The sequence below is a fragment of the Prevotella micans F0438 genome, from assembly GCF_000243035.1.
Taxonomy (GTDB): domain Bacteria; phylum Bacteroidota; class Bacteroidia; order Bacteroidales; family Bacteroidaceae; genus Prevotella; species Prevotella micans.
Window position 1 is genome coordinate 740873 of the sequence record NZ_JH594522.1, and the last position, 25054, is coordinate 765926.

General features: G+C 45.3%; 20 protein-coding genes, 2 tRNA genes and 1 other RNA gene. 15 read left to right on the forward strand and 8 right to left on the reverse strand.

The window, feature by feature from the left end; genetic code table 11:
* Positions 1-14: 14 nt before the first annotated feature.
* From HMPREF9140_RS07560 to HMPREF9140_RS07575, 5 genes are all read left to right on the forward strand, one after another.
* A complete protein-coding gene (locus tag HMPREF9140_RS07560; RefSeq protein WP_006953064.1) occupies positions 15-593 on the forward strand; it encodes a hypothetical protein in 579 nt (192 codons plus the stop codon).
* Entirely contained in the window at positions 590-1267 is a 678-nt protein-coding gene (locus HMPREF9140_RS07565) for a DUF4230 domain-containing protein (RefSeq protein ID WP_006953065.1), read from the forward strand. Before HMPREF9140_RS07560 ends, HMPREF9140_RS07565 begins: the two co-directional genes overlap by 4 nt.
* Positions 1264-1890 carry a DUF4230 domain-containing protein gene (locus HMPREF9140_RS07570; protein ID WP_006953066.1) on the forward strand — a complete coding sequence of 209 codons (627 nt, stop codon included), beginning with the start codon at positions 1264-1266 and terminating at the stop codon, positions 1888-1890. Before HMPREF9140_RS07565 ends, HMPREF9140_RS07570 begins: the two co-directional genes overlap by 4 nt.
* Positions 1891-1927: 37 nt before the next feature.
* Positions 1928-2329, forward strand: a transfer-messenger RNA (tmRNA) gene (gene ssrA / locus HMPREF9140_RS10340).
* Between the two features lie 307 nt (positions 2330-2636).
* Positions 2637-2711 (forward strand) — tRNA-Val (locus HMPREF9140_RS07575).
* A 204-nt stretch (positions 2712-2915) separates the two neighbouring features.
* On the opposite strand, the gene HMPREF9140_RS07580 is transcribed toward HMPREF9140_RS07575, so the two are convergent.
* The 5 genes from HMPREF9140_RS07580 to HMPREF9140_RS07600 all read right to left on the reverse strand — a co-directional run bounded on the left by HMPREF9140_RS07580 (position 2916) and on the right by HMPREF9140_RS07600 (position 9653).
* A tRNA-Arg gene (locus HMPREF9140_RS07580) sits at positions 2916-2989 on the reverse strand.
* A 100-nt stretch (positions 2990-3089) separates the two neighbouring features.
* Positions 3090-3737, reverse strand: a complete 648-nt coding sequence (locus HMPREF9140_RS07585) for a trimeric intracellular cation channel family protein (RefSeq protein ID WP_018572121.1) — start codon at positions 3735-3737, stop codon at positions 3090-3092.
* A 58-nt stretch (positions 3738-3795) separates the two neighbouring features.
* Positions 3796-4752, reverse strand: coding sequence for a D-2-hydroxyacid dehydrogenase (locus HMPREF9140_RS07590; protein ID WP_006953068.1), 957 nt, complete (start codon positions 4750-4752; stop codon positions 3796-3798).
* A gap of 8 nt (positions 4753-4760) precedes the next feature.
* The gene (locus HMPREF9140_RS07595) at positions 4761-6026 is read right to left on the reverse strand and encodes a replication-associated recombination protein A (protein ID WP_006953069.1); all 1266 of its coding nucleotides are present in this window, start codon (positions 6024-6026) and stop codon (positions 4761-4763) included.
* An 813-nt stretch (positions 6027-6839) separates the two neighbouring features.
* Entirely contained in the window at positions 6840-9653 is a 2814-nt protein-coding gene (locus tag HMPREF9140_RS07600; RefSeq protein ID WP_036883031.1) for a hybrid sensor histidine kinase/response regulator transcription factor, read from the reverse strand.
* A 377-nt stretch (positions 9654-10030) separates the two neighbouring features.
* Here HMPREF9140_RS07600 and HMPREF9140_RS07605 point away from each other — a divergent pair, with 377 nt between their 5' ends.
* The 7 genes from HMPREF9140_RS07605 to HMPREF9140_RS07635 all read left to right on the forward strand — a co-directional run bounded on the left by HMPREF9140_RS07605 (position 10031) and on the right by HMPREF9140_RS07635 (position 17049).
* Positions 10031-10294: a hypothetical protein gene (locus HMPREF9140_RS07605; RefSeq protein WP_006953071.1), complete on the forward strand. Its 264-nt coding sequence runs from the start codon at positions 10031-10033 to the stop codon at positions 10292-10294.
* Positions 10295-10571: 277 nt separating this feature from the next.
* A complete protein-coding gene (locus tag HMPREF9140_RS07610) occupies positions 10572-11744 on the forward strand; it encodes a hypothetical protein (RefSeq protein ID WP_006953072.1) in 1173 nt (390 codons plus the stop codon).
* A gap of 232 nt (positions 11745-11976) precedes the next feature.
* Positions 11977-12531: a hypothetical protein gene (locus HMPREF9140_RS07615; RefSeq protein WP_006953074.1), complete on the forward strand. Its 555-nt coding sequence runs from the start codon at positions 11977-11979 to the stop codon at positions 12529-12531.
* Between the two features lie 151 nt (positions 12532-12682).
* Positions 12683-13639 (forward strand): hypothetical protein, encoded by a 957-nt coding sequence (locus tag HMPREF9140_RS07620; protein WP_006953076.1) that lies wholly within the window; start codon positions 12683-12685, stop codon positions 13637-13639.
* A 715-nt stretch (positions 13640-14354) separates the two neighbouring features.
* Positions 14355-15233, forward strand: coding sequence for a DUF6261 family protein (locus HMPREF9140_RS07625; protein WP_006953083.1), 879 nt, complete (start codon positions 14355-14357; stop codon positions 15231-15233).
* 189 nt (positions 15234-15422) lie between these two features.
* On the forward strand, positions 15423-15956 hold the full coding sequence (locus tag HMPREF9140_RS07630; protein WP_006953085.1) for a hypothetical protein: 534 nt from the start codon (positions 15423-15425) through the stop codon (positions 15954-15956).
* A gap of 136 nt (positions 15957-16092) precedes the next feature.
* The gene (locus HMPREF9140_RS07635) at positions 16093-17049 is read left to right on the forward strand and encodes a hypothetical protein (protein ID WP_006953089.1); all 957 of its coding nucleotides are present in this window, start codon (positions 16093-16095) and stop codon (positions 17047-17049) included.
* Between the two features lie 114 nt (positions 17050-17163).
* On the opposite strand, the gene gyrB is transcribed toward HMPREF9140_RS07635, so the two are convergent.
* Entirely contained in the window at positions 17164-19137 is a 1974-nt protein-coding gene (gene gyrB / locus HMPREF9140_RS07640; RefSeq protein WP_006953091.1) for a DNA topoisomerase (ATP-hydrolyzing) subunit B, read from the reverse strand.
* Between the two features lie 191 nt (positions 19138-19328).
* The gene (rpsT, locus tag HMPREF9140_RS07645; RefSeq protein WP_006953093.1) at positions 19329-19583 is read right to left on the reverse strand and encodes a 30S ribosomal protein S20; all 255 of its coding nucleotides are present in this window, start codon (positions 19581-19583) and stop codon (positions 19329-19331) included.
* Positions 19584-19821: 238 nt separating this feature from the next.
* On the opposite strand from rpsT, the gene recO reads away from it, so the two are divergent.
* The 3 genes from recO to panB all read left to right on the forward strand — a co-directional run bounded on the left by recO (position 19822) and on the right by panB (position 22144).
* Entirely contained in the window at positions 19822-20547 is a 726-nt protein-coding gene (recO, locus tag HMPREF9140_RS07650) for a DNA repair protein RecO (RefSeq protein WP_025073342.1), read from the forward strand.
* Between the two features lie 72 nt (positions 20548-20619).
* On the forward strand, positions 20620-21318 hold the full coding sequence (locus tag HMPREF9140_RS07655; protein ID WP_006953097.1) for an HAD family hydrolase: 699 nt from the start codon (positions 20620-20622) through the stop codon (positions 21316-21318).
* Between the two features lie 7 nt (positions 21319-21325).
* Positions 21326-22144, forward strand: coding sequence for a 3-methyl-2-oxobutanoate hydroxymethyltransferase (gene panB / locus HMPREF9140_RS07660; protein WP_006953098.1), 819 nt, complete (start codon positions 21326-21328; stop codon positions 22142-22144).
* Between the two features lie 313 nt (positions 22145-22457).
* On the opposite strand, the gene HMPREF9140_RS07665 is transcribed toward panB, so the two are convergent.
* Positions 22458-24941 (reverse strand): TonB-dependent receptor, encoded by a 2484-nt coding sequence (locus HMPREF9140_RS07665; protein WP_006953099.1) that lies wholly within the window; start codon positions 24939-24941, stop codon positions 22458-22460.
* Positions 24942-25054 lie beyond the last annotated feature (113 nt).

Here is a 25054-nt window from a genome sequence, read left to right on the forward strand (position 1 = left end):
TCAAGTTCTTTTTTATGGAAAAGAAAATCTTTCTTCTAATCGCGATTCTTACAACGGCTCTTCCGGTCGACGCACAACAAGTTCTCGTTTGCGACGGAGCAACCAAATTCCCGCTGCGCGACGTTCTGGTAACCACCGATGGGCACCCGGTGGGAAGCACCAACTATCTCGGACTCATCAGTATGCCAGCCGATTTCGTAACCGCAACATTCAAACGAAAAGGATTCGTACCCGAAAAACTATCGCGACAAGAAGTGATGAGCGACACCATATTCCTATACCCCGGAGAACACTATCTAAACGAGGTAGTAGTAACCGCAAAACGCATGGTAAACGGGAAAGAATTGCTCGAAAAAATGCCTAAACGCGACATACTGGATAAAGCACCGCCGCATGCCATGGGCGAATTCGACCTGGCACTCATGCTCGATAAACGATTCAGACGCGATAAGGAACATGTTGAACAAACAAGAAAGATTTTCAGGAAAATGGATAACCCGACAAACGATCCAATCATAGATGCATATCTCAAAACACAACAAGAAAAACGCGATTCGGTTCGCAACAAGGATAAAGAAGAAGAAAAGAAATGATGAACATCAAACACTTATGTATCGCACTAACCGTTGTATTCATATCGTGCTCGGATAGAGAAAAACAGCAACCGCCCTCTGATACAACCGTTGACACAATGCAAACACTGGTTATGAACGTCCAGAAATGCTCCAGATTATACACCTCTGAATATCGCATCCACAAAATCATAACCCACAACGATCAAGTGCAACTCAAAGGAACAATAATGAAACACCGGTTCGACATCGACCTGCCACTAGGCGAACGAAAAGTTGCAATCCCAATGGACGCCGTCATCAAAACATACGTCGACATGCGAAACTTCTCGGAAGAAAATATAAAACGCAACGGACGGAAAATCACCATCACCCTGCCCGACCCCCGAATAGCCATCGTAAGCACGAAGATAAATCATCAGGAAATGAAACAGTTCATACCCATACTGCGAAGAAACTTCTCCGACGATGAACTGTCGAACTACGAACAACAAGGCCGACAGCAAATCATCAACCTGATTCCGCAAATGGGAATCGTAGAAAACGCACGATTGAGCGCCGCAAGACAAATAATTCCAATATTCACCGCCATCGGCTACGCAGAAAAGGACATAACCATACGTTTCAAACAAAAATTCAGTCTGAACCAACTTCAATCACTCATCGAAAACACAACAACAGAGGAAAAACAATGAAAAAAAGAGAAAAAATAATACTGAGCCTAATCGAAAACCGGCGAATCATCAAATGGGCACTCATCGCCTCCGCAATCCTTATGCTAATAGTCGCAAGCGCCGTAATCTTCTGGCTCAATCACGACAATAAAATAGAAACATCCGTCGACGAACGAATAAACATAACCCCAACCCAAATAAGACAAATCGAAAACATCGGACAATGGGAATTCCTCTCCATATCAGACGAAGAAATGATCGACACTACCCGACGAGGATTCTTCTCCGACGCCCAATTAGTTCGCATATACTACGGAACCCTCCGACTCGGCATCGACCTCCAAAAAACAACCCCGCATTGGCTCTGCGTCGAAGCCGATACACTCCTGGTCGCAACCCTGCCGCCAATTCAACTGCTCGACTACAACTTCATAGATGAAGCACAAACCAAATCATTCATCCAATCAGGAAGCTGGAACCCATCCGACCTCGAAAGACTCTACCAAAAAGCCCACAAAACAATGCTCAAACGTTGCCTAACCCAACAAAACATAGCCACAGCAAAAGAAAACGCCGAACTCCAATTCACAAGCCTCCTGAATTCAATGGGATTCAAGGCTACCCGAATCGAATGGCAAGAATAACACCAAAGAATATTACCTTTGCCACGCAAACCTTCCAGGGCCTGATTGGAATTGACGGCAAGACGAAATGGTATGCAAGCATGCGGAGCCTCGTTAGCTAGCTCCTAAAACAAAGCGAACAAAAATTTAATTGGCGAAAATAATTACGCTCTCGCTGCCTAGTCGAAGCACAGTAGACTATCGGCTTTATCCCATCACAAGGTGAAGGGACGAGACATCGCTCCGAGGATCTCTTTCCGAATCCAAAGAACAAGCGATGCAGAATAAATCGGAAATAGCATGAGTAGGCCTCGCTACTCATGTGAAAACCAAAGAGGCTAAGGCAACAGTCGGTGGCTCGGGTCTTGCTGTTGCACCAAAACCAAAGGCCGAGATAAGCATGTAGAAAACATATGGTTTCCTTGTGCGGACGCGGGTTCGACTCCCGCCAGGTCCACATCCTCCTCCCCCTACATCCTACCTAACTCTCATCCATTCCCGCTCCTGTAAGTAAACCTTCCATTTTCCCTCTTCTTCCTACGCCACGAAACAAATACCTCTCTGTTTCCAATCTTTTCTTCTCCCTCCATCCTCATCCGGTAACCAAATTTATCCGCTTTTCCTTCGTCTCTTTTCCGCCCTCTCTCAATCACCTAAGAAATATCTCCTTATCCCCCTGTTTCCGCCCTCTATTACCCGAAAAAAACAAAGAAAACTTGTGAGGTAAATAAAAACTACATACCTTTGCATCGTTCCAAACAAAGGACGGGCGTTTAGCTCAGCTGGTTTAGAGCATCTGCCTTACAAGCAGAGGGTCGGCGGTTCGAATCCGTCAACGCCCACAGGGGTGATCCCTCGTAGCCCTCCGGGGCTGCGGGGGAATTTTTTTTATCCATATATTTCCACTAAACAACTACACTCGCATAACTTTATAAAAACCGAGATTAATAGATGAAACTCCATTATCAACCGGAATAATAAACAAAGAAAATCCCTGACAGCTTATGCCATCAGGGATTTCTCTAAATAATCTATTTAACACTTCGTGATTCCGGCGGGATTCAAACCCACAACCTCTTGATCCGTAGTCAAGTGCTCTATTCAGTTGAGCTACGGAACCATTTGAATGGTTACATTGAAAGATTCCGTGTGTTACTTCCTAAATGCGTTGGCAAAGGTATGGTTTTTGCCTTGTTCTGACAAGATTTTACTTTCGTTTTTTAAGAATTAGTCTCTGGGAATTCGTGTAACCTCGGGAGAGTTATGTGATAACGGACTGCGATGAAACGGATTATGCAGACGAGTGAGAACGTTGCTATGACATTGAGCGGTATGCTCACATCGAGTTCGTAGAGGCCCCAGTAGAGGAGACCACCGGCAAGACTGGCCATAGCGTAGATTTCTTTGTGGAAGATTACAGGCACGTTGTTTAGGAGGACGTCGCGAATGACGCCACCGGCAACTCCTGTGATACAGCCCATGATAATGGCTAGCCAAAAGGGATGACCCTGTGCGAGGGTTTTCTGCAGACCGGCTATTGTGAAGAAGGCCAGTCCGAGCGTGTCGAACACGAACCATGCGTTGTCGAGCTTACGCATCAGGCGGCGGGAGATTATCACGAGTACGAGGGCGTAGAAAGTGCAGGAAAGATACTTCACATCGGTTGTCCAGAAGGGTGGAACGCCCAACATGACATCTCTGATTGTTCCGCCGCCGATAGCCACTGCTATTCCGCAGACATATCCGCCGAACCAATCGAAATGTTTGGCAGCCGCATGTCGTATTCCCGAGATTGCGCAGGCAAAGATTCCGAGAATTTCGATGACTTGTTGCAGAGTACGGATTACTTGTGGGTCTGTGTGCAGCATAGCTCTGAGTTGATTTGAATAAGGGTGTGTCAAAAGCGGCACACCCTCATTGTTTTGTTTATGGGTTTACAACATTTTGCGGAGTGCCCTCGAGGAAACTCCTGACGTTCTCAACGCATATTCCCATGAGACGCTGTCGTGCTTCGACGGTTGCCCAGGCAATGTGCGGGGTTATGAATGCGTTCGGGAGGGTGAACAGCGGATTATCCTCGTGCGGTGGCTCGTCGGTGAGAACATCGGCGCAGTAGGCCTTTATTTTATTTTCGGCGAGTGCTTCTGCCATGTCGTGTTCGTCGACGAGGGCTCCGCGGCCAGTGTTGATGAGGATTGTATCCGGGTGCATCTTTTCGATGGCTTCTTTGTTTATCATCCGAGTATTCTCGGGGGTTAGCGGACAGTGCAGGCTAATCACATGCGACGTGTTATAAAGCCCATCGAGTGTTGTCTTACGAATCCATTCCGGCAGGTCGTTACTGTTTTTACTTGTGAAAGCCGACACATCCATACCCAGTGTATGTGCAATCTGCGCGACCTTATAACCGATATTCCCGAGTCCTACGATTCCGAGCGTTTTGCCCGACAGTTCCATCAACGGTTCGTCCCAATAGCAGAACATATCCTTTCGACACCACACCTTTTCGCGCGATGCTCGGGCGTAGTGGTCAACCTGGGTAGCTACGTTCAGTAGGTGGGCGAACACGAATTGTGCCACACTGTTGGTGCTATAAGCCGGGATATTCGTCACAATGATTCCACGTTCGCGAGCGGCTCGTATGTCGATATTGTTATATCCTGTTGCCAGTTCGCCGATGTATTTCAGTTTCGGCAGTTGGGCAATCACTTCTCGTGTGATATTGATTTTGTTAACCAAGATTGCGTCGGCATCTTTGGCACGGTCGATGATTTCTTCGGGTGTCGAGTTGTCGTAAACAACCAGGTCGACCAATTCTCTGAGCGGTTCCCATGATATATCGCCAGGGTTGGCGGCATATCCGTCTAAGTCTACAAATTTCATACGTATATCTATTCTTTAAATCGTTTGCCCCAACATTGGAGCATCCATTGATATTGTTTCTCTTCGGCGGGCGAATGTTGAGCGTGCCAGAAGCGTTTGTTCGTGAGTGAATCGGGCAGATATTGCTGTTCTACGAAGTGTGACGGATAGTCGTGCGAATATTTATATCCATCGCCATATCCCAGTTCGTTCATCAGTTTCGTTGGGGCATTGCGAAGATGCAGCGGAACGGGCTGATTGCCGCTTGCTTTAACCTCAGACAGTGCTGCATCTATGCCCATATAGGCCGAATTACTTTTAGGCGACGTTGCCAGATAGACAACTGCTTCGGCCAGAGGAATACGTCCTTCGGGCCAGCCTATTTTCATAACGGCATCGAAAGCGGCATTGGCCAGTAGCAGGGCGTTCGGATTAGCCAGTCCTATATCTTCGGCCGCGCTGATAATCACACGCCGGGCGATGAACTGCGGGTCTTCGCCTCCCTCAATCATCCGAGCCATCCAGTAGAGGGCTGCGTCGGGGTCGCTCCCGCGAATCGACTTTATGAAGGCCGAGATGATGTCGTAGTGCATTTCGCCATCCTTGTCATAAGCCAGCGGATTCTGCTGCAAACGCTCCTCAACCATCTCGTCGGTTATTTCGACTGTCTCGGCGTCATCCACAAGCAGCTCGAGAATGTTCAGTAGTTTCCTGGCATCTCCCCCGCTATAACGCAGTATAGCTCCGGTTTGCTTCAGGTTGATATGCTTTTTCTGCAGTTCCACGTCGCGCGTAATAGCATTGTGCAGAAGTGCCAACAAGTCGTCCTTATCCAGGCTCTTCAACACATAAACCTGGCAGCGCGACAATAGTGGCCTGATAACCTCGAAAGATGGATTCTCCGTCGTGGCTCCGATGAGTGTTACAATCCCTTTTTCGACCGCCCCGAGCAACGAATCCTGTTGCGATTTCGAGAAACGATGAATCTCGTCGATGAAAAGGATGGGTGAGGCCGAGTTGAAGAACCGACCGTTACGAGCCTTTTCGATGACTTCCCGAACATCCTTAACTCCGCTTGTCACGGCCGACAGGGTGTAGAACGGTGTTTCGAGCCTCTTCGCAATGATTTGCGCCAGAGTTGTCTTGCCCACTCCCGGAGGCCCCCAAAGAATGAACGAAGAAACTCGCCCGGCTTCAATCATTTTCCGCAGAACGGCTCCTTCTCCCACTAGATGCTGCTGTCCGATGTAATCTTCGAGCGTGTGAGGTCGCATTCTTTCAGCTAACGGTTCCATTTTCTCGCTTTTTCACTTCAACATTCTATTGCGCGCAAAGTTACTGAAATTAGGATAATATACATTTTCTCAACCCTCTACCCGATTTACCTCAAAAACCTTTGCCGAAAGCGAGCCGAGGTTTTCTTTCACTCAATCCGACAGGTATGAATGCGAACCGAAATCTGGGACAACCTATACGCACTCGGTTGAAATTCTGCCACCGTTTTTATTGCTCCATCGTATTTATATTTTGGTGTAAAAACAAATTATTTAATCTATCATACTACTATGATGATGTAATAATAAAAATATTACGGCATCATAGTGCTATTTTGGTGCAATTACAATTTTGTTGCAGCATCGTAGTGCTATTTTGGTGCAAAAAAAACTCTATTGCAGCATCGTAGTGCTATTTTGATGCAATTATAATTCTGTTGCAGCATCGTAGTGCTATTTTGGTGCAAAAAAAATTCTGATGCAGCATCGTAGCAATATTTTGATGCAAAAAAAACTCTGTTGCAGCATCGTAGTGCTATTTTGGTGCAAAAAAAATTCTGTTGCAGCATCGTAGCACTATTTTGATGCAAAAAAAATTCTGTTGCAGCATCGTAGTGCTATTTTGGTGCAAAAAAAACTCTATTGCAGCATCGTAGTGCTATTTTGGTGCATTAAAAATCATTTTGCATCATCGTAGCACTACGATGATGCAAAAACAGTAGCGGGAGATTAAACTAAGGGATTATTTGAGGTGCTGCAGAGCAGGGCTCGGTTTCGCGAGGGAATGTTTGTTTAGAATGGTTTGGGGGCTGATTAACAGATGGGTCGTACGAGTTAGTCTTCTTCGTAGCCTCGTTGATATTGGGTTGGGGTTATGCCGCAGACGTTTTTGAAAGCGCGAACAAAGTTGGAATAATCGGTGAAGCCGCATTGCTGGGCTACGTCGCGGAAGTTTATCTCGGGGTTGCGGTCGAGGAGTTGTTTTGCGCGGCGAATTCGGATGCGCTGTAAATAGCTCGTGGGGGTGTGACCGGTAAGGGCGGAGAGCTTGCGATAGAATTGGGTGTAGCTCATGCACATTTGCGAGGCGAGCTGTTTAACGTCGATTTCTTTTTCGTTGTTCATCATGATGTATACGCGGTCGGTTAGTTTAGTTAGGAATCGGCGGTCGGATTCGATGTTGCGATCGATGGGGGTGTTGTCGGGTTGTTCGGTTACCTCTTCGATTTGGGAGTATTTTTCGCGAAGCATGTTTCGTTGTTCGACGAGTTTTTCGACTCTGGTGCGGAGTTCGGCGCTGTTGAATGGTTTGGCCAGGTAGGCGTCGGCTCCGGCTTCGAGTCCGGCCACGCGGTCGGCTTCGGTTATTTTTGCTGTGATGATGATGATTGGGATGTGATTTATGATTTCGTTTGCCCGTATTTTGCGGCACACTTCGAGTCCGCTCATTCCTGGCATCATGAGGTCGGTTATGATGAGGTCGGGCACTATTTCTTGTGCTTTTTCGAGTCCTTCGGCGCCGTTGGTTGCGTAGAAGGTTGCGTATTTGTCGACAAGTTGCGAGCCGATGTAGGCTGCAACGTCGCTGTTGTCTTCGATGATGAGCAGGCGCAGGTTGTCGTTATCGGTTGTCTCGCTGTCGTTAGTTTTTTGGCTTTCCTGTGGTAGTAGCGGGGTGTTGGATGTCTTTTCGGGTTCTACGGGCATGTAGCGTTTCTTGCCGTGGAGGATGGGGATTGCGAGGTGGAATGTGGTGCCTTTGCCGAGTGTACTTTCGGCTGTGATGGTTCCGTCGATGGAGTCGACGATTTGCTTGACAAGGGCTAGGCCTACGCCGGTTCCGATGGTCGAGTTTTCATTTGGTGCTTGATAGAATGGTTCGAAAATGTAGGCGATGTCTTCTTCTGATATTCCGCTTCCGGTGTCGGCGATGTCGAGCTTAAGGCGGTTGTCTTCTTTCCATAGGAAAACGGTTATCTTACCGTATTCGGGGGTGAATTTGAAGGCGTTGGATAGAAGATTGTTCATGATTTTGTTGATATAGTCGGGTACGAAGTCGGTTAGAATGTCGCCCTTGACTGTGTATTGGAGGTTGACTTTGCGTGTTCGTGCATAGTCGCGATAGCTTTCAACAATCATTGAGATGTGTGTAGCGATGTTTCCACTTCGCCAATCGGGTTCGCCCACAGCCGATTTTACCTTGGAGATGTCGAGAAGTTGATTAATGAGCGTGAGGAGGTTGTTTCCTTGTCGCTGGATGATGAGGAGTTTTTCGCGTGTATCGTTGTCGGTTTTCTTGTCGTCGACGATGTTTCGGCTTAGACCTAGGATTACGCTCAGCGGGGTTCGGAATTCGTGGGTGATGTTTGTGAAGAAGTTTTCGCGCAGGCTGCTGGCTTGCTTGAGGGCTTGGTGGTTGCGTGAACGAATGCGCTGAATGTAGTACATCAGCGAAAGCACAGCCAAAAGGAATAGTACCACGAGGGCGAACACTCCGTAGCTGATGTTTTTGATGGTGCGTTCGGAGGCTAGTTCTTTCTTTGCGCGGTTCACTTGTTCCATTTGTCGGTTGCGCTCAATGCGTAGACTTATGTTTTGGATGTGGTTCATTTTTTCCATGTCGACTACACTGTCTTGCAGGGCCGCCGACCGGACATGATGTTTGAGGGCGTTACGATAGTCGCCCTTCTGTTCGTATATTTTGTAGTATATGTTATGGATGTCGGCGAGGTGTTCTTTCGATTTGATTTTCTTAGCTATGGCTTCCGACTTTTGAAGGAGTTGCAGAGCTCGCTCTTCGTTTTTCATGATGTAGTCGAGGTTGGCCAGAGCTATGAGCGAGATTAGGGCGTGCCATTCGTCTTTCCAGGCACGCATCATGTTGTATGATATTTCATATTCTTTGTAGGCCTCGTCGTACTGATGAGCTTTCTCGTAAAGCAAGCCGAAGTATGTGTGGCAAAGTGATATGCCGAGTTTGTTATTGGCTTTCTTGTTGAGTTCCATCGAGCGACGGAAGTAGATCCAAGCGGAGTCGTAGAGTTTTTTGTGTTCGAATATGGAGCCGATGTTGGCGTTGTTTATTGCCTGACCGGTGTAGCTGCCGATGGCTTTTTCGCCGATGAGCGCTAAGCGTATTGCACTGTCGGCCCGGTCGTAGTTTCCAATGGTCATGTAGATATTACCCAGTCCGTTGAGCGACATCACTCTGTTTTTTTGCGCCATGGACGAGGTGTCGGTGCTTTCTTCGCTTATTCGCCAGGCGCGATAGTGATATTCTTGTGCGGCGTCGAACACTCCCAGTCGGCGGTAGTTGGTGCCGATGTTGTTGAGTGCCTGCACCCATTCGATTGTATCGTGTTCGGCTTCGGCTAACTTGAGGCATTCGCTATGTATGCGTAGAGCCTCATCGAACTTACTTTCATTACGATAAAATTTGCCGATTTCGCGCAAGGCTACAATGCTCCCCAGATAGTCGCCTTGTGCTTCGAAATGTTTATAAAGTTTATCTAGTTCTTTAATGGAATGTGCTGTCTTGACTATGCTGTCGACCTTTTGGCGCTGCTCGGATGGGTAACAGGTGCTCTTGTTGCAGCATGATGAAATGAGGAATATCAATATCGTAACGGCACATAACGTGCCTACCATTGTCTTAGCGATACAGATTTGCTTGTTAAGTAAAGAATGGAGGGCGCTCTTCATATCGGGCGAAACACTTAAAAAAATTTCGGGCAAAAGTAAGTATTTCAGATAAGAAACCACAACAATCGACCATTCCCTGCCACGTTCAAAAAAGTCGAGAATGGAGAGAAGATTCTGCAAGACGCAACAAAGAGTAGGTTTGTTAATTCCTGTAAACCTGTCACTGCTCAACACCATGTTTCAAAGGGTTTCAGATAGATATAGTGCAAGATTTTGCAAGATGGCGAAAATGAAGATTGCAAGATTTTGCAATGATATTTGCAAGATTTCGCAATGCCACTTCCTTGGAGCCGCTTCTAACTTTGCAAAAAAGATTTAGCACAATGAGACATGACCAAAACAATCCGAAAAGGGAAAATAAAAATCTGGAGTTCTGCGACGACCGAATGGAACTTCTAGACACTATCAAAGAAATGGTTAAGAACGAAGTGAGCAAAAGCATACATTATATAAAGAAGGTGGGAACTATCAAGAACGCTACTCCCGAAACACCGCCTCCTGAAAAATTAAGCCAACCTAGCACCTTCCGCATGAGATTACGAAAGGTGCTGCAATCCATCTTTAATTGCTTGTTAATTATGATATAGATGGGCCCATATATATAAAAGGTGGATAGGAAAAATAGAAACTCATATAAATGCCTCAATAATATATGATGATATGCGAATAGGCCGACGCCGATGCAACATGTAATATTTCTTTTTTATAAGCATACACTCACGAGCAAGGACGTCGGCCGTCGCATTGATAAAACGGTAAACAACAACATTTAAAATAAATAGCCGACCGCCCGTAAGGACGAGAAGCAACAAAAAGAGAGTAAATGAATAGAATTTAAAAAGTGAAACTTTAATTTTTTCAAGAATGAAAATAACAAATTTCTTAGCAAGCTTCGCGAGAGTAGTTTTCGCACTTGCAATAACATTAATCAGCAGCAGTTCATTAATTTCATGTTCGGATAGTCCAAATCCCGAGCCAGACCCAGATCACGGTGGAGGCACAATCAACGAGTTGAACATCGATGGTTCGCCATTCAGAATCTCGAGTGCACAGTACAACAGCGACAAATACGGAAAGGGGAAATATGAACTTCGCCTCGGCGACTTCAAAATAAAAAAAATCGTGCCACAGTCTAATAATCCTCAGGCATCCGCTCAGCAAGAAATAGTGCTTGAAATCAACGCTATCGATAACGGAAAGCAAATTGCCATGGACAATAGCAATAACGAATGGAGATTCGTGGCACCAGGATTGGAATGCAACAGTGGCGGTAAGTTGGCCGACAAGGGGAGCTATATGAAAGTTACCCGCGAGATTGGTACAATGAAATTTACTATTGAGCTTAACGTAATCAGCGGAGGCAAGAAGGTTATCGGAAAATATGCCGGAACATTCAAATCGGACAAAATAGGTAGCGATGTCCAATACGGCTTCTCTATCGACGGCCAGAACGTAACATCGAACAACATTGCGAGTCTGCCAGCCCTAAAGAAGGGAACCATTAGTTTCGATGCTTCAACCAACACTCTTACACTCAACAATGCCGACATTGAGGGCGAAACCAATCATCCTGTAATCAATTTCAGCAAGAGCGGTGTTCATTTCACCATCAAGTTTATTGGCAAAACCTCCATCGAAAGTAAAAGAGACATAGCCATAGCGGCCAAAAACGACAATGCATTAACCATAATCGGAGAAAAAAACGCTTCCCTTGAACTAGAGGCTCTCAATATCAAATTCGCAATCATTGCATCTAAAGACATCACACTCAAAGGCGACAAGACTAATATCAAATCAGAAAGTGCAGTTCGTTCTGAAAAAGGCAAGATTTCAATCGCAACCAAATGCAGTTTTAAAACCTCACGAACCGATGGAGCCATTCAAGCATATAACGGAATCGAGTTCGATAAGAGCTCCTACCTTATAATAAATGTGGAGGACTACAAAATCGGAAAAAACAACGAGAACTATCAAACAATTATGGATAAAGACGGTAACCCGCTCAAAGAGGTTGTCTTCATAGAACGTATAAACTAAGCGAACGACGCTGGGGGAAGAAGAAGTTCCCTTCTCCCCCCAGTAATGCTACACTTTGAATCGCTCCTTAAACACACTTTTATTGACAAACAACATTTAATTAACGCCTACTACCGCGGGGCAGGCATGAGTTAAAATGTCTCATCCATTCCATCACCCCTTCACCCCCTCAGGCGGCACAAAATGTGCGCCTATCAACAAATAGTTTTATTAATAAAAAAGAACAACAACAATGAAAAAGAATTTTCTATCAGCAAACCTGACGAAAGCAGCTTTCGTCATTGCAACAGTATTTACTATCTCATTGGCATTCTACGCTTGCAGTGACAAGGACGAGCCAAATCAAGAGAATCCAACCGAACTCAAGGACCAGGCGATGATTAATGGCAAAGTGTATAAAATTAAGAGCGCCAAGCTGGTTAATAAAAACAAAGATCTCTCCAACCTTTTTCTCTATTTTGAGAACGGCGAATATATGGTTATCCATGCCTACCCCAAACATAATGACACACCTATGTATATGGACAGCCAAGACTATAAGTGGAGCGTTTTATATTACTCAAATGATAATAAAATTAAATTCTTTGTAGCCGAAGACCCAGGTAACGACAAGTGTGACCGAGGAATTATCAAATTCAGCGTCAACCAAGAAACCGGTCTGTGCAGCGTAGAAATCAAAGACGGACATATCCCAGCCAAATCCAATACGGATGGCGACAAGCAAGAATACACCTTCGCTACAAAATGGGCTGATCAAGCTCAAGTAGACAACTCCGAATTGCAATAAACATCTAATTAACGCCTACTTCCGCGGGGCAGGCATGAGTTAAAATGTCTCATCCATTCCATCACCCCATCACCCCCACCTTTTCAGGTGAATCCCGAAAGGGAGAATCCTACCAACAAACCTTTTTATTAACAAATAAACAACAACAACAATGAAAAAGAATTTTTTATCAGCAAGTCTGACGAAAGCAGCTTTCGCTCTTGCTACAGTATTGACTCTATCGCTAACATTCTCGGCTTGCAGCGATAAGAACGAGCCCGATAATCCAACCGGACTCAACAACCAGGCGAAGATTGATGGCAAAGTGTATAACATTAAGAGCGCCGAAATTAAGAAGCTTAAGTCTCAAGAATTCTCTTTATCTCTCTATTTGGATAATGGTGAATATATGCATATCCATATGTATCCTGAAATGAATGGTAAAGCTATGAGTTTAAATAGCACAGATGGTGATTGGGCAATTCAATATAAAACGTTCTTCATAGCCTCTACAGAAATGAATAACAAGGGCGACCGAGGAACTATCAAATACTCCATCAACCCCGAAACCGGCCAGTGTAGCGTGGAAATCACAGACGGATATATATCTGCCGAAAAGAATACATCTGGCGACAATAAAGAACACTCTTTCATCTTGAACTACAACGGTAAACCGAAGAAATTCATGCCCGAGCCCAGGAATTTGTACGTAACCTTAGACGAAGAAGAGAAGCCCATTATTAAAGCTGAATACAAAGACGAAGGCAAAGGCAACTACACTTTCTATCTCAACCTCTCGAACGACGGTACGGAAAAGGTGCTGCTCAACCTGAACAAAGACCTACACATGACCGAGAGTGCCATCGAACTGAACAAAAGAGAAGAGAAGCACAGCAAAGGAGAGTATTATTGGTTGATAAATTACTATAACCCCTACGGCAACTGTTTGATTAATACTTACTCCGATCTAAACAGTGATATCCCCGTCTTTACCACCGGCACTTTCACCTTTAAGGGCTCGTTCAAACTAGGCGTCGACATCAAGTTGAAAAACGGGCTCGTAAAGGGTACCGACGGTAAGGAGCACTCCCTCGTATTTAGCTATACCGGCACGATGACTAAGCTGTAAACGCTGCGCACACTAAATATCTTATTTATATCAGCCCAACACCCGGGCCGGATTGACCCGGGTGGGCTGAATATGTAAGTACAGACACAGAACGAACAGAAAGACGCCCGGACAGATGGGACGGACAGACACGGGGTCTGTCCCTACATGCGGGCGGAACGCCCGAGTTGGCATACGGACGGGAAATCGGGCGGAGATTATTCTCAAACAGACCCTGTTTTGAACCAGCGGGGCAGACTTTGCCTCAAACAGACCCTGTTTTACACCAGCGGGTCAGACTTTACCCCAAACAGACCCTGTTTTATATCAGCGGGTCAGACTTTACCCCAAACAGACCCTGTTTTGAACCAGCGGGTCAGACTTTACCCCAAACAGACCCTGTTTTATATCAGCGGGTCAGACTTTACCCCAAACAGACCCTGTTTTGAACCAGCGGGTCAGACTTTGCCTCAAACAGACCCTGTTTTACATCAGCGGGTCAGACTTTGCCTCAAACAGACCCTGTTTTACATCAGCGGGTCAGACTTTGCCTCAAACAGACCCTGTTTTACACCAGCGGGTCAGACTTTGCCTCAAACAGACCCTGGACGAGAATAAAATATTAATCCCCATCCCCGCAGCAGTTATTATCTAGGATTATCCTCTGAGATTACCCTCGAAAAGAAGCTGTCGATAAAGATTTAACAAACAAATTATTTCAAACAGATTAAACAGTATGAGTACAAAATCAACAACACACTTAAAGATTGACAATGGCGGATATAGCCAGTACGACAACTCGCTTCACGCCCAGTTTCACAGAACGCAATACAATTATGTGGCAGCCGTGAACATTGCAAAACTCAATATGCCGGCCGAAGTACTCGGCGAATGGAAGAAAAATATCGACGCCGAAGTTGAAATCAACAAAGAAACCGAAGCCTCGATTCACACAGCGAAACTGCTAGCAAAAGATAGAGAGCGTGATAAACTGCTAACATATCTCTTCGGCGAAATTAAAAACAACAAAATCGCACCCGACGACTTAAAACAACAGGCTGCCGAAAAGCTCGACGTAATTATCAAGCCATACTACGGTATTCAAAAAGACCCTATGGAATCCGAAAGCCTCCACATTGTGGGTATGCGAGCCGACCTCGAAAAATATCCCGGTGAAGTAGCCGCCCTGAATCTCATGCCGGTGGTTGCGAAGTTATATACAGTGAACGATGAGTTCGAAAAACTCCGCAAAGAACGTCGCGAAGAAACAGGTATCATCACACCACTGAACTCACGTGAAATCCGATTGAAAACAGATGAATCCTTCTCCAAAGTGTGCATCTACATTCTTTCGGCCAACCTGCACGCTACAACCGACGAAGACCGTGAACTCATTTCTACCCTCATCACGAATATGAACAAAACATCCCACGCTTTCCGTGCCAATAACAACGAAATCATAGCACAACGCAAAGCCGCAGCCAAAAAGAAAAAAGAAAAAGAAGGCGGAGGAGGAGAAGACGACAAAAAGAAACCGTCTGACCCAAAGAAACCCGACGACGGGAAAACTCCCAAACCCGGACGGGAAGAAGACCCCGGAGAAGATAAAGCCTAACTTCCCGGAAGAAGAGCCGCCAATCCAGTCCACAGATAACGGCTCCGCTCCATAGCCCGTAGAAGGGCGACAACCCTTAGGTAAGGGGGCGAAGCACCAACGAACCCCCTACCCTAAGGTCTCCACACCAAAGCCCCATAAAGGAAACAACCGAATCGCTATGATAGAGACCAGCAATCAAAAACAAATATGAAAAGAATCTCAATCCTCCTGCTCTTCCTTGGACTCATGAGCCTGAGTGCCGTAGCGCAAAAAAGCAAACTATCGCCCAAAAAGGCGGCGACAAAAACAATGAGCTCCACACAAACCAAGTTCTACAAAGGCGCATGGTTCTCAGTACGCTATCCGGCATCGTTCAAGGCCCAAAGCGAGATGCCATCGAAAACCGGTGGTCCTGGCACTTACGATTCGGCAACGTTCACCTCACCCGACGGAACCGTAACATTCTGTATCTACGCCCCGAAATATAGCACCACGATTCCAAAAGAACTTTTCGGCGACAACTTCGTAGACACTGAAAAACGTCCTGAAGGTGGCATCACCTCCTACTCATCGTTCTATTCGCCCAAGTACAAGCGCACATGCAGCTACATGGCCTATAGATGCGAAGAAACAGCATTTCTCTACGTAATTGGTCTACGATACACAACCTACGAAGCATTCGAGAAGTACAAAAAACAATACGATGCCTTCAAAAAGTCGCTCCTCCTATACGACGACTAAGTAAATTGAAAGCAAACCTCATGACTATCGACGACGCAAAACAAGAAATCAAAGTCAAGAAAATCATGAACAACACAGCCAGGATAAGATGTAGCAACCGTATATTTTAATATCTTTGCGAAAACATCATATCTATATGAAGAACTATAATGTTATTATTGCTATCGCACTACAACTACTTGTAGCTAGCTCGTGCGAAAAAGCAGTGGTCGACGAGCCGATAGACAACACGACCTACACTGTGAATCTGTTCCCGAAAGAAGAGAACATCTCTATCACCGAAATCCCATTATCCCGAGCCGGCGATGACAAGAAAATCTACGCCATCAACGTCTCCGAAAAGAAACCAAGAGGTACCAAGGTGGTTAAATATGCCTACGGACTGTTCTCGGATCCCGAACGAATCGCCCTAAAACTCAAAAAAGGCTATCATTATTCCATCGAATGCCTAATCGTAAAGGATGACATAGAATCGCTCTATAATGATAACGGCGAATATCTTGCCCCGTTCTATCATGGCGTCGAGAAAAAAGACACTTTGCCTACTAAACTGACAAACCAATTTGTCTACTCCTCGAAACACAATCTCTTCGCTCTAACATCTGGCTACACACATATCTCGGCTACGAAAAAGGTCAGTCATCCACGTCTTTACAAATTCTATGGGAAGGTCGAGAATTTTACTCCCAGTAGCGACGACGAAAGCATCACCATCGATATGAAACGATGCGTATTCGGCTTACACTTCCTGATAACCCCACCCGAAGAAGGCGAATACACCATCTCATATCTGAACCGAACAATCAACCTGAAAGCCGGTTCACCTGCCTATGATGAACAATCGATTTTCAGCTTTAAACTCCCCGATAAATGTATTGCTCCACAATACAGCTCACTTATGGAACTAAGTCTTAAGTGGACACATTCCGACGGAACCTTTACTACCGAAACCAAAGACATAACCCTACGTCGTAACTTTATCCAAGTAATCAAAATAGAAGGTAATAAGGGGGCGAAAGGTTCCAAGATATCCTTAAATGAAGAATCCGGAGCCCTGTCGAAAGACACTATTCTTTGGCACTTCAGCGGATAGTTGGGGCTGATTAAAGGAGTAGTCCCAACACATATAGCATACTTCAAAACCAAAACTCCTCTGACTTCTTTTCTTGAGTCAGAGGAGTTTTGGTTTTTACGACTTATGAAAACCTTAGGCGTCTATGTTTGCGTAGGTCGCGTTTTGTTCAATGAATTCGCGGCGCGGCTCTACATCGTCACCCATGAGCATTGAGAATATCTCGTCGGCTTCGGCAGCATTCTCTATATTCACTTGCTTAAGAAGACGAGTCTTGGGGTCCATGGTTGTTTCCCAAAGTTGTTCGGGATTCATTTCTCCTAATCCTTTATATCTCTGTGTATGGATATTTTTACCATCTTCGGTTCCGTCGCCATACTTGTCTATGAACATCTGGCGCTGCTGCTCGGTGTAGCAATATTCGCTTATCTTTTTGTAGGTACATTTATAAAGCGGCGGAGTAGCTATGTAAAGGTGTCCTTCTTCGATTACTTTAGGCATGAAGCGATAGAAAAGGGTCATTATGAGGGTGTCGATGTGGGAACCGTCGACATCGGCATCGGTCATAATGATAATCTTGTCGTAACGTAACTTATCAGTGTTCGCCTCATAATCATCTTCACCTTCAACGCCGAATCGTACACCTATGGATTGGATTATATTCATCACTGATTCTGCCTCGAATACTCTGTGACGCTGAACTTTTTCCACATTCAAAATCTTTCCTCTAAGCGGAAGAATTGCCTGGGTATATCTATCGCGCCCCTGCTTTGCCGAACCTCCTGCCGAGTCGCCCTCAACGAGGAAGATCTCACAGTCCTTCGGGTCTTTCTTCGAACAGTCGGCCAGTTTGCCAGGTAGTCCGCCACCGCTCATAACATTTTTGCGCTGAACGCTTTCACGTGCATTTCGGGCGGCTATTCTTGCCGTGGCGGCAAGAATCACTTTATTGCAAATTAGCTTTGCTTCATTGGGATGTTCTTCAAGATAATTGGAAAGTGCTTCACCTACGGCTTGTTGCACTGCTCCAGACACTTCACTATTGCCAAGCTTGGTCTTAGTTTGCCCTTCAAATTGCGGTTCAGCCACTTTGATGGAAATAACGGCCGTAAGACCTTCTCTGAAGTCTTCGCCTGCAATTTCGATCTTCGCCTTTTCAATCTGTTTGGATATTGTTGGTTCGCCGTCAGCGTAGGCTTTCAAAGTCCTAGTAAGAGCGGTACGGAATCCGGTTAGATGAGTGCCACCTTCTATAGTATTTATATTATTTACATAGGAGTGGATGTTCTCCGTATAGTCAGTGTTATACATGATAGCAATCTCAATAGGTATGCCTTGCTTTTCAGTTTTCAGGTATATTACATCGTTGAATAAATGCTGACGATGTCGGTCTACATATCGAACGAATTCTTTCAGTCCGTCTTCTGCATGGAATGTTTCTGTGCGTGTTTTACCAGTTTCCGGGTGGGGGTGCATGTCAGTGAGAATAATCTTTATTCCGGCATTCAGATAGGCCAATTCTCTCATACGGCGTGCAACGATGTCCCATTGAAATGTTGTTGTGGTGAAAATAGAATTATCTGGCCAGAACTGTTGTCGTGTTCCGGTTTTTTCGGTTGTGCCGATGATTTTCACAGGATAGAGCGGTTTACCTTTTTCATATTCCTGCTGATAGATATTCCCATCTCGGAATACTTGCGATTTCATGTGTGCTGAAAGTGCATTGACGCAGCTAACACCTACTCCATGCAATCCGCCGCTGACTTTATAGGAACCTTTATCGAATTTTCCGCCAGCATGCAATACGGTCATCACGACTTCCAATGCACTTTTGTGTAGTTTTTTATGTTCGTCGACAGGAATTCCTCGTCCATCATCCTCTACGGTTACTGAACCGTCTTCATTGAGTGTAACCTCGATATTCTTACAATATCCGGCCATTGCCTCATCAATGGAGTTGTCGACCGTCTCATTGATTAAATGATGGAGTCCTTTTTCGCTAATATCTCCGATATACATTGCTGGGCGTTTCCGCACAGCTTCCAAGCCTTCGAGGACTTGGATATTACTGGCCGAGTAATTGTTCTCGTTCTCTTGAAAATCTGCCATTTTGTTAGATTCCTCTTTTTTAATAGTACGCAAAGATACTAATAAACACTAATATGAGAGGTTGGGCTGGACCGAAAAATATTTAAAACTAAGTAGTGATTATCAGTAGTTTTTCTAGAATAAAAAAAGATAGGCATCTACTTTATGATGCCTATCTCTTGTAAATCTTTAAAGCTATATTCTTAATGAATCTATCCTAGAGTAGCAATATGTTTGCAAAGGCCAGATTTCAGGTTTGCGGCCTTGTTCTTATGAATGATATTAGTTTTTGCAAGCTTATCAAGTATCTTTTGTACCGACGGATACATTTTTATTGCTTCATCCTTATCGGTTATAGCACGAAGTTTACGTACTGCATTACGCATAGTCTTTGCATAATACTTGTTATGCAGTGCTCTCTTTTTGTTTTGACGGATTCTTTTAAGTGCTGATTTGTGATTTGCCATCTTTATATGTTTGTTTTATTCTTGTAGTCCCTAGCAGAGTCGAACTGCTCTTTAGAGAATGAAAATCTCTCGTCCTAACCGATAGACGAAGGGACCATGTATAAGTGATTTTTCCGTGTGCAAATTTAGACGATTTATTTTGACATCCCAAACTTTTCTGAATATTTTCTGAAAATCACTACAAAGTAGTATTTTTGGTTTCCATTTATGGACACTTTTGTTATGGGAGAATATTGAAATAATGGTCAAAACTAGAGCGATTGTGTTGCGGAGTATTAAGTTTGGCGATTCTTCATTGATTGTGGATATGTTTACGGAAGAGATTGGGCGTATTTCATTTATTGTTCGTATTCCGAGGACTTCGAGAGGGAAGATTAAGAAGCAATTCTTTCAGCCGATGAATATTCTTTATTTGGAGTTTGACCACAGGACAAGAGTTGAGTTGCAGCGTTTAAAGGACGTGAGTATCGCCTATCCTTTTTTCTCTATTCCGTTTGAGCCGACAAAGACGAGCATTTTACTCTTTTTGGCGGAGTTTCTTTTTTATACCACAAGGAATGAATTGCAGAACGTGAACCTTTTCAAGTATATCGTTTCTAGTTTGGAATGGTTAGATAATGTTCGAGACAGTTTCGCTAACTTTCATCTCGTGTTTATGTTGCGTTTGAGTAAGTTCATTGGGTTCTTTCCGAACTTCGAGGATTATTCTCCCGGATGTTTTTTTGATTTGCGCAATGGATGTTTTTGTTTGAAGATTCCGTTTCATTCCGATTTTCTTTCTCCGCAAGAAGTTGGGGTGGTTGGCGATTTGATGCGCATGAATTATGAAACGATGCGTCTTTTCCGATTATCACATTCGGACAGGAATCGCATAACCGAGCTAACTCTTTATTATTATCGATTACATATCACGAGCATGCCCGAGTTACAGAGCTTCCATGTTCTGCGTACCCTTTTTGCCTAAAGGAAATTTCTAATCCGGTAGCAAGAAACATCTGATTAACTTTGCTGGCCAGACTTAATTACAAAAAATAAGATGATAAAAGCGTGTTTATTCGATTTGGACGGGGTAGTGTTCGACACCGAACCGCTCTACACTGAGTTTTGGAGAGAAATCGGCAAGGAGTTCGTGCCGGGTATTAAGGATTTCGAGTATAAAATCAAGGGGCAAACGCTGGTACAGATTTTTGACGTATTCTTCGGCGGGATAACCGATCGAAATCCCGAGAGAACTGTCCAACAGACAAAAGTAACAAACCAAAGAGCTGGGAGGAATGACCAACCAATCAATCAAAAGGCCGAGATAACCGACCGGCTTAATCGTTACGAGCAACGGATGCGATATGAATATGTGCCAGGATTCGAGGAGTTCATTGTCAAGATTAGGAAGGAGGGAATGAGAACTGCGCTTGCAACGAGTTCCAACCGCGAAAAGATGCAGAATGTTTACAATCAGCACAACGAGTTTAGGGAGTTTTTTGACGAGATTCTCACCGCGGAAGAATTCGATGAGAGTAAACCTTCTCCCGATTGCTATCTTAAGGCTGCCGCTCGACTCGGAGCCGCCCCCGAAGAGTGCGTAGTATTCGAGGATAGTTTCAACGGACTTAAAGCCGGAAAGGCATCGGGTGCGTACGTCGTGGGCCTCGCAACAACCAATTCACCCGAGGAAATAGATAAGTATTGCGAGTTGGTGATTAAGAATTTCAGGAATTTCGAACTCAAAATAGGATAAACAAACAATGGGCTATCTCTCAACCAACCGGAAGAAAATTACCGTGCGCACTTTCCTGGAGATGAAGGCTGCCGGAAAGAAAATAGCGCAGCTCACGGCCTATGATTTCACCACTGCACGACTAATTGACGAAGCCGGTATTGACAGTATTCTTGTAGGTGATTCGGCATCGAATGTTATGGCTGGCTATGCCGACACGCTACCTATTACTCTCGACGAAATGATATATCACGCTCGCTCTGTTGTTCGTGCTTGCCGTCGCAGTTTGGTGGTGTGCGACATGCCTTTTGGAACATTTCAGGCCTCGCGCGAAGAAGGAATCGGCAACGCCATTCGCATTGTAAAGGAGAGCGGTGTGGATGCACTGAAACTCGAGGGTGGAAGCGAAATTATCGACACAGTTCGCGGTATTATTGCGGCCGGTATTCCTGTTGTTAGTCATTTGGGCTTAACTCCGCAGAGCATTCATAAGTTCGGCGGTTACGGTCTTCGGGCATCGACCGAGGATGAGGCTCGGAAGTTGATCAACGATGCTTTGGCACTTGATGCTGCTGGCGTGTTTGCCATTACTCTAGAGAAGATTCCGGCTGCTTTGGCTGCTGAGGTTACTCGCAAGGTGAAAGCTGCAACAATCGGCATCGGCGCAGGGAGCGAAACCGATGGTCAGGTGTTGGTTTATGCTGATGCGTTAGGCCTGACCGATGAATTCTGTCCGAAATTTCTTCGTCGGTTTGCCGACGCCGGCCGCTGTATCACACAGGGTGTCCAGTCTTATATCGAGAGCGTGAAGATGGGCGATTATCCCAACGAGTCGGAGTCGTATTAACCGCCACCAGAAAAAATGAAACCTGCGCGCATCACTGTGGGCAAGTCTCAATATAATAAAAAGCCGCGCACGCTCGCTGACTGCTGCAACCGAGTTGTTTGAAAATAAACTCTGCTCAATTTCACGTCCTTATGCCAACTCGAGTGTTAGCCCGCATGTAGTCCGCCCATTCGCTAAGGACGGAGATATATTGTGCGGTCGGTAGACCGAATTAGCGCGGGAATCTGACAGGGGAATCATTCCTCCCCACCTTATTGTATATAAGAGACGGCATTATATATAAGAGACGGCATTATATATAAGAGACGGCCGACTAGAAATGATACATAATGTCGAGGCCGAGCTGAAAGGGATGGCCCTGTTGTGCGAAAGTGAGGCGGGTTCCGGTGGCTGAGCTCTGGATGGCGAAGGTATTATGGCGGGTGTCGGTTAGATTACGAATCCAGAGATTGAGGTGGAGGACACCGAAATTGGCGTCGGCATGGGCACCGAGAAGAGCGTAAAAATTTTGTCGGATGGTGTTGGCCATATCCCAATAAATCGGCCCGTTGGCCGATAGATTCAGTCCGACAGTGAGAGTTCGGAGGTGCATTTTGGCCGTAGGATTGATGAGGGCTGCGGGGTCGACTTTTATAAGATAATCGACCATTGTTCCTAGCGTGTGTCGTGGAATGAATGGCGTTTGTTTGTTGTGATATGGTGCAGTGATAGAGGCGTTCGTTCGGGTGAATCGTGCGCGTGCGAAGGCGTAGCTGAAGGCGTAGTTCATTTTTCCGTCAAGTGCGTTGCCTCGTAGTTGAGTTTCGATACCGAAGGTGTTACTTCGTAGGGCGTTGGTTGTTTGTCGACCGAATCCATAGTTCGATGCCATTACTGAAATTTGCTGGTTTCGGATTCTAGCGTAGTAAGCTGCTAAGTCAACGTGGAGCTGTTTGTTTTTTGTGTTGAGATGTGCTCCAATCTCGTAGTTCCAGCTGGTTTCGGGTTTATATGTTATTGTTTCGGCAAGAGCACGATATTGTTCGGGCGTGTGGGCAATGTTGATGTCTTGTCGGGCAGTTTGCGTTACAGCTGACAGCTCGGCCTGTAGAATGTCGGCAAACATCTGGATATTGTATCCTCCGGCACGATAGCCTTTTGCACATGTAAAGTAGATGTTACTCTGGTTAGGGAGTTTGTAAAGCAGGCCCGCTTTGGGGAGTATATGTTTGAATCGGGTGCTTTCGTTGCTCCGTAGTATTGAGGTGATGGTTGGTGTGAGGGTTACGCCCATTACTTGCTCGTTGAGTGTTGCTCGAGCCGATGTTGCATAGTCAATTTCGATTCGCGAGATGTCGTATCGTAATCCGATGGTAGCCGTGAGCCGACGGGTTAGGGCGATGTTGCTTTCGTGGAATATTCCAAGGTTGGTACTTGGCGTTTGGAATGTTCCAGGAATAGGACTCATGTTGATTGTGATGTTGCATCCGCCTGCGGCTTGTATCATCGTTCGAGCTGTGACGAGGGCGGCTAATTGTGCCTGTTCGGGCGACATTCCGTTTTGAATGAGTTTCTGCGCTATGCCGGCGGCCATGGATTTGAGAATTCCGTTGTAGGCATATTGGGTGATGAGTTGCGATAGGTGTTTATTCATGTCGTTCCCGAAAACAACAGGCGATTCGGTTCTAAGCCACTGGTGGGTTGCAATGGCTCCGAAGGTCCAATTCCATGTGGCAGGAGTTGTGTTCTTTATGGTTAGTTCTTGGGTTAGAGCGTTTTGTTTTTGTTTCTGTTGGAGCAGCAGATAGTCTTTTGGCAGATAATCTACATCCATTAGCATTCGGTCTTTGAGGAATTGCCACGTCATCATGGAGTTTATTTCAAATTGCGGAGCAGTGTATTTTATTCCGAATCCGGTGTTGAGCAAATGTCGTTTGTAAGAGCTTTGTCTGTTTTGATTAGGAGCCTGCGTGCCTGGCTTCAAACCAAATAATGGTGATGTGATTGGAGCTTGCGCAATCTGCTCGGAAGTTAGAAACAATCCGTAGGGCGCGGCGTTTTGATCGGTGTTCTGATAGTCGGACGTGAGCATGAAATTCCAGTTGGTGTTAGTTCGCCAAAGGAGCTTCGCTCTCGAGCCAAATTCGTTTATCAAACTAGCATACTCACCGTTGAATTTATTCTTGAATGATCCATTCTCTCCACTGTAGAATGCGGCTAGCGAATAGGCAAAGTTGTCGCTTTGCTTTTTGTACAAAACCGCTTCAAATTCTCGCTTGAACTTGGTTCCAATAGATAGTTTAATATCTGTTCCCTGATAGTTGAACGGATTGCGGGTGTAGAGGCGAATTAATCCGCCCTCGGTGTTGGTTCCGTAGAGCGTGCTTTGCGGACCGCGCAGAATATCTATACGTTCAACATTATAAATGTGGAAGTTAAGGGCGCTTTTACTCTGGATGGGCATTCCATCAAGATATATCCCCATCGCTGGCGAATAAACTCGCGAACCGATACCTCGGATATATATCGAAGAAGTGTAGCGACTTCCGTAGTTGGGCATGGCAAACGATGGAACAAAAGCCGAAAGCTGATGCAAACTGCCAACATTAAGCAAATGCAGCTGATTTTGACCGAAAGTAGTACTGCTCAAAGGTTGTTGTCGCAAGCGGAGATTCTCTTTCGGTTGGTCAACGATAACAACCTCCTCTATGTCGTAGACTCGTGAAGAATCTTCAACAATATCTTTACATACAGCACTCATCTTGGTCGATGATGTCAGGGCTAACAAACAGCTTAGTAGAAATACATTTCTAGTCATTATAGTCACTTGTTTCTAATTAATTTTGCAGTGTTGCAAAGGTATGCAGATTCGCCAGAACAGGCAATCCGAAACCTTATTCAGCTCGTTTTGAAAAGTTTGGCAATTTATGT